General features: G+C 69.5%; 8 protein-coding genes. 3 read left to right on the top strand and 5 right to left on the bottom strand.

Features of this window, described 5'->3' with window-relative positions:
- Positions 1-49: 49 nt before the first annotated feature.
- Complete coding sequence (locus DJ73_RS08420; RefSeq protein ID WP_094557767.1) at positions 50-1,429, bottom strand: twin-arginine translocation signal domain-containing protein; 1,380 nt, start codon at positions 1,427-1,429, stop codon at positions 50-52.
- Between the two features lie 155 nt (positions 1,430-1,584).
- On the opposite strand from DJ73_RS08420, the gene DJ73_RS08425 reads away from it, so the two are divergent.
- Positions 1,585-2,793, top strand: coding sequence for a YeeE/YedE family protein (locus tag DJ73_RS08425; protein ID WP_094525479.1), 1,209 nt, complete (start codon positions 1,585-1,587; stop codon positions 2,791-2,793).
- A 29-nt stretch (positions 2,794-2,822) separates the two neighbouring features.
- On the opposite strand, the gene DJ73_RS08430 is transcribed toward DJ73_RS08425, so the two are convergent.
- The 3 genes from DJ73_RS08430 to DJ73_RS08440 form a co-directional block, all read right to left on the bottom strand.
- On the bottom strand, positions 2,823-3,953 hold the full coding sequence (locus DJ73_RS08430) for a HAMP domain-containing sensor histidine kinase (protein WP_094557768.1): 1,131 nt from the start codon (positions 3,951-3,953) through the stop codon (positions 2,823-2,825).
- Positions 3,954-4,128: 175 nt separating this feature from the next.
- Positions 4,129-4,464, bottom strand: a complete 336-nt coding sequence (locus DJ73_RS08435) for a rhodanese-like domain-containing protein (protein ID WP_094525481.1) — start codon at positions 4,462-4,464, stop codon at positions 4,129-4,131.
- A gap of 2 nt (positions 4,465-4,466) precedes the next feature.
- Positions 4,467-4,766, bottom strand: coding sequence for a sulfurtransferase TusA family protein (locus tag DJ73_RS08440; protein WP_094525482.1), 300 nt, complete (start codon positions 4,764-4,766; stop codon positions 4,467-4,469).
- Positions 4,767-4,916: 150 nt separating this feature from the next.
- Between DJ73_RS08440 and DJ73_RS08445 the strand changes: the two genes are divergently transcribed.
- A complete protein-coding gene (locus DJ73_RS08445; RefSeq protein ID WP_094557769.1) occupies positions 4,917-5,936 on the top strand; it encodes a PLP-dependent cysteine synthase family protein in 1,020 nt (339 codons plus the stop codon).
- Positions 5,937-5,969: 33 nt separating this feature from the next.
- Here DJ73_RS08445 and DJ73_RS08450 read toward each other — a convergent pair whose 3' ends face one another.
- Complete coding sequence (locus DJ73_RS08450) at positions 5,970-6,233, bottom strand: MoaD/ThiS family protein (protein WP_094525484.1); 264 nt, start codon at positions 6,231-6,233, stop codon at positions 5,970-5,972.
- Positions 6,234-6,575: 342 nt separating this feature from the next.
- On the opposite strand from DJ73_RS08450, the gene DJ73_RS08455 reads away from it, so the two are divergent.
- Positions 6,576-7,439 (top strand): molybdopterin-synthase adenylyltransferase MoeB, encoded by an 864-nt coding sequence (locus DJ73_RS08455; protein WP_094525485.1) that lies wholly within the window; start codon positions 6,576-6,578, stop codon positions 7,437-7,439.
- Positions 7,440-7,722 lie beyond the last annotated feature (283 nt).

Genomic DNA, 7,722 nt, shown 5'->3' on the forward strand with positions numbered 1-7,722 from the left:
TCTCGGCGGGGTCGGCGGGACCGTCGTCGCGCACGTTATCCGAGGCCATCTACCCGCAGTAGCAGTGGTCGTCCATGCACCACGACGCCTCCATCTCGCCGAACGCGATGCCGAGCGAGGCGAGCGACGCCTGGAGGCTCGACACCGCGTCCTCCTCCGGGCGGACCGTGCCGGCGACCGCGCCGGTGGGCGCCTCGCCGGCCTCGACGGTCGCGACGACCTCCCGCTCCGCGTGGTCGATCACGGCGACCTGGTTCGCGTCCTGCACGGGGACGTACAGCTTCTCGCGGTTCGGCCCCCACGCGCCGGCGATGCTGCTGCCGCCGACGTCGAGCGTCGTCGCGTACTCGTTCGCCTCCAGGTCGACGACGCCGACCCCCTCGCCGGGGATGAAGAGGTACGCCGCCGAGTTGTCCGGGGCGACCTCGCTCGTGATCGGCGCGCCCGGGAGCCCGTCGTCGCGGGTGACCTTCGCGATCTCCTCCGGGTTCTCCGGGTCGGAGATGTCCCAGACGCTCTCGGAGCCCTCGCGGGGCACCTCGGGGTCGCCGCCGAGCGTCCCTTCCCCGTTCTCGACGAGCAGGAGCTCCCCGTCGAACGAGGCGGTGCACATGAAGGGGAGGACGTTGCCCTCGGTGACCGGCTCGCCGGCGTCGACCCGCGTCACCGTCTCGAACGGGTCGACGCTCAACACGCGGACCGCTTCGTCGGCGACGTCGACGACGAAGGCGTAGTCGCCGTCCGGGCCGAGCGTCATGTCGCAGGGGCCGACGTAGCCGGTCTCGATCTCGGCGGTCACCTCGCCGAACGCGTCGCTGTCGCGGTCCGCGTCGACGCGGAAGATAGCGTGGGCCTCGTCGCCCTCGGGCGCCATTCCGGTCGTCCCGCCCGAGGCGATGAGGAGGTGCTCGCCGTCGGGCGTCACGTTCGGATAGTTCGGGCCGTATCCGGTCTCGACGAAGGCGAGCTCCTCGAGGGTGCGCTGGTCGAACGCGCGGACGCCCCCGGAGACGTTCAGCCAGAGCACGTCGTGCTCGTCGTCGACGCCCGTGGCGTACTGGTTGGCCGGGAAGGAGGCGGTCGTGCCGAGGAACGCGGTGTTGAGCAGCTCGTCGCTCTCCGTGTCGATGACGCTCAGCGTTCGGTCGCCGTTGTTGAACACGAACATCGTCGGCGCGGGCTCGTCGCCGTCACCGCCGCCACCGCCGCCGGAACAGCCGGCCAGCGCCGTCGTCGCGCCGACGGCGCCCGACGCCTGCAGGAGTCGTCGCCGGTCGATCCCGTCGGCGAAGGGGTTGCGCCGGTCGTCGTTCGCCAGCCCGCTCCCCTTCGCGGAACGGGGCCCCGCGTCGGCGGACGCGTCCGGCGCGGCTTCGCCGGAGTCGCGCGGCGCCGAGTCGTTCGATCCGCATCCGCAGTCGTCGCTCATATCCGCACGACGCGGCTCGCGCCTAAAGGGCTCCCGGAGGCGCGCTTCGTTGCCCCGTGTGTCAAATAGCGGCAAGTGTTGTTTGTTCCTCTGATCATCGCGCACCGTTACCGTCTTCAGCGACGTTTTACGCCGGGGAGCACTCGACCCGCGTAATGATACTGTCTCCCGTCGCGTACGTCGGGATATCGATCGCGGTCGGCCTCTCGTTCGGCGTGCTGTTACAGAAGGCGCGGTTCTGCTTCGTCAGCGCGTTCCGGGACTTCGTCGCGTTCAAAGACACGCGCGTGCTGAAGGGACTGCTCGCCGGGCTCGCGGTGATGACCGTGTTCTGGAGCCTGCAGGCCACGTTCGGTTACTTCCGCGGCTTCTGGACGCCCGCGTGGGGGCTGGGGTCGCTGTTCGGCGGCTTCGTCTTCGGCCTCGGGATGACGCTCGCCGGCGGCTGCGCGTCCGGCACCCTCTATCGGGCCGGACAGGGGTACCTCCAGTTCTGGCTCGTCCTCCTCTTCATGTTCGTGGGGTACGTCCTCTTCGCGTTCGCGTTCCCCGTGGCGGAGACGTACTACTTCCAGACGCTGAACCCGTTCGAAGGGCGGACGCTGTACCTCTCGCTGCCGTTCTCGCCGGCGATCACGGGGACGCTGGCGGTCGCGGCCGGCACCGTCGCGTACGCGTTCGTGAAGGGGCGGAGCCGGCTCCCGGACGACCCCTCAGGCGGGACCGGCGTGGGGGCCGACACACGCGCGCAGGCCGTTCTCGGCGCCTCTCGGACGCTCTCGGCCGTCTCGGTCGGCCTGCGTGGCATCGCCGACGGCACCGTCGAGTACGTCCGCGGCCTCCGCGGCGACGACCGACCGGTGAGAGTCCGGCTCCGCGACTCGTGGGACGCGCGGACCGCGGGCGTCGCGATGGCGGTCGTCGCGAGCCTCTGGTTCTACGTGCACGGCCACTGGGCGATCACCGGCAGCGAGGCGCGCTGGGCCGGCTACCTCCTCGCGCAGACCGGCTACGACGTCGCGAGCGTCGAGTACTGGGGCTCGATCCTCTTCCGCGACGGCGACATCTCCCTGAGCATCGACATGGTGATGATCGCGTCGCTCGTCGTCGGCTCCTTCCTCGCCGCGTACGCCTCCGGCGACTTCCGGATCCGGAAACCGAAGCTGAACCGCGTGCCGAACTACGCCGCGGGCGGCCTCCTGATGGGCGTCGGCTCGCGGCTCGCCGCCGGCTGCAACATCGCGAACCTCTTCTCGGGGATCGCGCTGCTCTCCGTGCACTCGTTCCTCGCCGGCGGGGGGATCGTCCTCGGCGTCTACGTCATGACTCACTACATGTACCGCGAGGTCGGCTGCGCGATCTGACCGACGGCGCCGATCCGCCGTCGGTCCGGTCAGTCCGTCACCGGATCGAGCACGGCGACGTCGCTGACCTCGAACCGAGTGCCGCCGTTCGGGGCGTCCGTGACCGCGATCTCCCAGCCGTGCGCGGAGACGACGCTCGCGACGATCGCCAGCCCCAGCCCGCTCCCCTCCGACTCCGACGAGTACCCCCGCTCGAAGACGGAGTCGCGCTCGATCTCCGGGATGCCCGGTCCGTCGTCCTCGACGAAGAACCCCGCGTCGTCGGGCAGCGCGCCGATCCGGACCGTGACGTCGTCGCCCCCGTGCTCGATCGCGTTGCGAAAGAGGTTCTCGAACAGCCGCCGCAGCCGGTCGGGGGCCGCCCGGATCGCCAGGTCCGACTCGACGCGGAGCGCGGACTCCTCGGTCACGACCGATCGCCAGCATCGCTCGGCCACCGACCCCAGTCGGATCTCGTCGGCCGACTCGACGGACCGGCCCTGTCGGATCATCGTCAGCACGTCCTCGATGAGCCCCTCCATGCGGTCGAGCGCGGTCGCCGCCGTGTCGAGGTCCCGATCGCCGGTCGACTCCCGAGCGAAGTCGACGTACCCCTGCGCCACCCCGAGCGGATTGCGCAGGTCGTGGGCGAGCACGCTGGCGAACCGGTCCAGCCGCTCGATCTCGACCGCGGTGCGCCGACGCTGCAGCTCGTGTTCGAGCACCCGGGCGATCAGCTCCGCGAACAGCGTTTCCTCGTCGCTGAAGGGCCGCGATCGGGCGCCCTCGGAGACGAAGCAGACGGTCCCGTAGAGCTCGTCGTCGACGACGAGGGGGCTCCCGTGGTAACAGCGGAGTTCGTGCGCGTCGAACGCCGGGTCGTCGGCCCACCCCTGTTCGGGGGCGTCGTGGAGCGCGACCGTCTCCCGATCAGCGACGACGCGCCGGCAGTAGGTGGTCCCGAGGTCGAGAACCAGTCCGGCCGGGAACGCCCCCTCAGGCGGGTCCGTACTGGCGACCGTCTCCCAGTAGTCGCTGTCGGGGTGGATCTCCGTCAGGTGGGCGTTTTCGACGTCGAGGTACCGTTTCCCGAGCGCGAGGGCTCGTTCGGCCTTCTCGTCGAACTCGCCCGACTCGTTCATCACCTCGTAGAGCTCTCGGCGGGCCTTCTCGGCGTCCATGCGGGCCACTAACTGGCCTGCGGTACAAAGAGATACGCCAACGTGACAGTCGGACGCACATATAGTTTCAGAGACCGCTGTGCGGGCCGCCGCCGCCGCCCTCTCCGAGCGCTGCCGACGGAAACCGGGGGGCGGGTCGGGGCGACCTCCGTGTCAGCGGACAGATCGGGGCGAACTACGCGTCGGCGGACGCGTCGGTCTCCAGCTCGAAGTCCCACTCCTCGTAGCCGCCGGACATGCTGGCGACGACGATGTCTTCCTCGACGCCCTCGTAGCTGCTGATCAGCATCGCGGCCTGCTTCGATGACTGGCCGACCGGACACGCGCAGACGACGTCCCTGTCGTCCCAGTCGATGTCCGGGACCATCGACGGGAGGTCGCCGAGCGGGACGTTGATAGCGCCCGGGATGTGACCCCGCTCGTACTGCTCCTGCGGTCGCGTGTCGATGACGCGGATGTCGCCATTCTGGACGCGCTCGTTGACTTCCTCGGGGGTGAGTTCTTCGACCATGATCACTCCTTCCGCATGAAGATGCGGTAGCGGCCGTCGCCCGACTTCCAGACCTTCGCGGTCGCGTCGTCGCCGACGGCCTTCGGGACGTTCTCCGTGCTCGGGACGTGGTCAGTCTCTTGGACGAGCACGTCGCCGGGGGAGAGCCCCGCGACGGCCTTCTTGGCCTCGACCTGCGGGTACGGGCAGACCTCGCCGGTCATGTCCTGTACTTCGGTCGCGTCCTCGAAGAGCGCCTCGGCGGTCTCGTCGTCGAGCTCGTCGGGCATCTCGACGACGTCGTCCCACGATGGTTGGCTCATACGGCTCGGTAGACGATTCGCCGTGTAACGCCTTTCGTGACCGGCAGGCTTCTCCCGTATCTCTGACGGGCGATCGCGACGCACGACCGCGATAGGCGCCGAGACAGCCGTTTCCGTCGGACTCTTACCCGGGAGCGATCTACGAGGCCCATGAGCCAGTACGTCGTCGACGAGTCGACGATCTTCGAGACGCCCCTCGTGGAGCTCGACCTCGACCTCGGGGCCGACGCGGACGTGTACGCGAAGGCGGAGTGGTTCAACCTCTACGACGCCCCCCACGGCGGCGGGTCGATCAAGTCCCGGATCGCGAAGGGGATGCTGGACGGCGCCGAGGAGCGCGGCGACCTCGAGTCCGGCGTCACCGTCATCGAGCCTACCTCGGGCAACACCGGCAGCGAGGTGGCGCGGCTCGCGGCCGCCCGCGGCTACGACGTCGAGATCGTCATGCCCGACAACGCCGCCGGCGGGAAGGTGGACGCCGTTCGGGACGCGGGCGCGGAGATCCACTTCGTCGACGCCAACCTCGGCTACGACGCCGTCATCGAGCGCTGCGAGGAGATAATCGCCGCGGACCCAGAGGCGTACTTCCGCCCGAACCAGTACGAGAACCCCGACAACCCGGGCACCCACGAGCGGACGACCGCCCGGGAGATATACGAGGCGACCGACGGCGACGTGACTCACTTCGTCGCGGGGGTCGGGACGGGCGGGACGATCACGGGGACCGGCCGGGGCCTGACGGACCTGAGCGACGGGGCGACGGAGATCGTCGGCTTCGAGCCCGACGAGCAGCTCCACGCCATCGACGGCCTGAAATACCTCAAGACGGGCGACCACTACCACCCCGGGACGTACGACGAGTCGGTGCTCGACCGGACGGAGTACGTCGCCACCTCGGACGCGTACGACCAGGCGCGGGCGCTCCGCGAGCGCTACCTCGACGATCCGGTGCCGATCGCCGACCTCGGCCAGCACGACGAGGCGACGGTCCGCGAGCACCTCCGCGTCGACGATCAGTTCGTCGTGGGCACGTCGGCGGGCGGCGGCGCGGCCGTCGTGGCGAACCTGGACGCGGCGGGCGAGCTCGACGACGACGACGTCGTCGTCTTCATGCTGTGCGACCGCGGCGACAAGTACGCGGACATCCCGCTCTGGGAGGACTACTTATAAGCGAATCCCGCCGCGAACCGAGAGACGGACCGGTTACCGACCGCCGGACGCCGCCGGGATGACGCGGACCTGCGCGTCTGCCGGGACCTCGGCGTCGACGCCGTCGACGGGCGTCCCCTCGACGTAGACGTTGATGAACTCCTTTATTTCGCCGTCTTCGAGCACGCTGTCTCTGAGCTCCGGGCCGTGCTCGTCGGCGTGGTTGTCGAACAGTTCGTTGACGGTCTCCCCTTCGACCTCGACCTCAGAGGTCGCGGACCCGCCGACGAGGACGGCCGGCAGCTTAATCGTGGCCATATTAGCGGTTCTCGTCCCAGTCAAAAAAGGACCCCGCCGACGGCAACGGTGGCCCCGGTCTAACACGACCGCCGAGCCCGGAGCGACGCGCCCGCGACGGACGTTCTGCCGTCGGTCCCGCGTCCGCGACGAGTCGAGCGAGGCCGTCGTCGGGCGCGGTACCGGCCGGCTCCCCGTGCGCCGCCGGTCGTCCTCTCGATGCGTTGCGGGCCGTCCCCCGATGCGCCGCGGGCCGTCCCCAGATGCGCAACCGGTCGTGCGAACCGGGCGCATCTCCGAGATGTCGGCAGCACGCGCCGGTGGGCGGCCGTCTTATTGGTTTGCAGCGACAAGCGGCGGCAAATGAGCGACCTCGACCTCGATCCGACGCAGCTCGACCGGTACTCCAGGCACATCATCATGGACGACGTCGGTCCCGAGGGGCAGAAGGCCCTGCTCGACGCCGAAGTGCTCGTGCTCGGCGCCGGTGGGCTCGGGGCGCCGATCATCCAGTACCTCGCCGCCGCCGGGGTGGGGACGCTCGGCGTCGCCGACGACGACGAGGTCGAGCTGTCGAACCTCCAGCGCCAGGTGATCCACGGGAACGACGACGTGGGACGGAAGAAGGTCGACTCCGCCGCCGACTTCGTCGAGGGACTCAATCCCGACATCGACGTCCGGAAGCACGAGCTGCGGGTGACCCCGGACAACGTCGAGGAGCTAATCTCCGGCTACGACTTCGTCGTCGACGGCACGGACAACTTCGCGACGCGGTACCTCGTCAACGACGCCTGCACGCTCGCCGGGATCCCCTTCTCGCACGGCTCCATCTTCAAGTTCGAGGGGCAGGTGACGACGTTCGCGGGCGACGACGACTCGCCGTGTTACCGCTGTCTGTTCCCCGAGGCGCCGCCGGCCGGGATGGTCCCGAACTGCGCGACCGCCGGCGTCCTCGGCGTGCTCCCCGGCACCGTCGGCTGTCTGCAGGCGACGGAGACGGTGAAACACATCATCGGCGAGGGCGAGTCGCTGGACGGCTCGATGCTGTTCTTCGACGCGCTCGACATGGAGTTCGACAAGGTCGAGATCCCCAAGCAGGACGACTGCCCGGTGTGCGGCGACGACCCGGCCATCGAGTCGGTACAGGACGTCGAGTACGACGCCTCCTGCGCCATCGACGTCGGCGGCGACGACGAGGCGGAGCCCGAGATCGAAGCGAGCGACTGATCGGTCGGGCCGAGGCTCGGAGAGAATTCCCTCTCGACGCGAGCGCTGATTGCGATGTGCACTCAAAAACGAGCGTCAGCGACGCGAGTTAACTCATAAACGATGCGGTGGCGCGTGCCTCCGAGGCCGTCTCGCGGCCGAGGAGCACGCGCGAGGTCGTCGGGCTTCGCCCGACTGCCAGAGGCGCGGAGCGCCTCGCTGTCGCCGGCGCTCCGCGCCGGCTGCCAGAGAATCTCCGATTCTCGCTGGAGTCGCGACCGAAGGGAGCGACGAGGCTGGGGAG

The sequence above is a fragment of the Halorubrum sp. Ea1 genome (genome assembly GCF_002252965.1).
Classification (GTDB): Archaea; Halobacteriota; Halobacteria; order Halobacteriales; family Haloferacaceae; genus Halorubrum.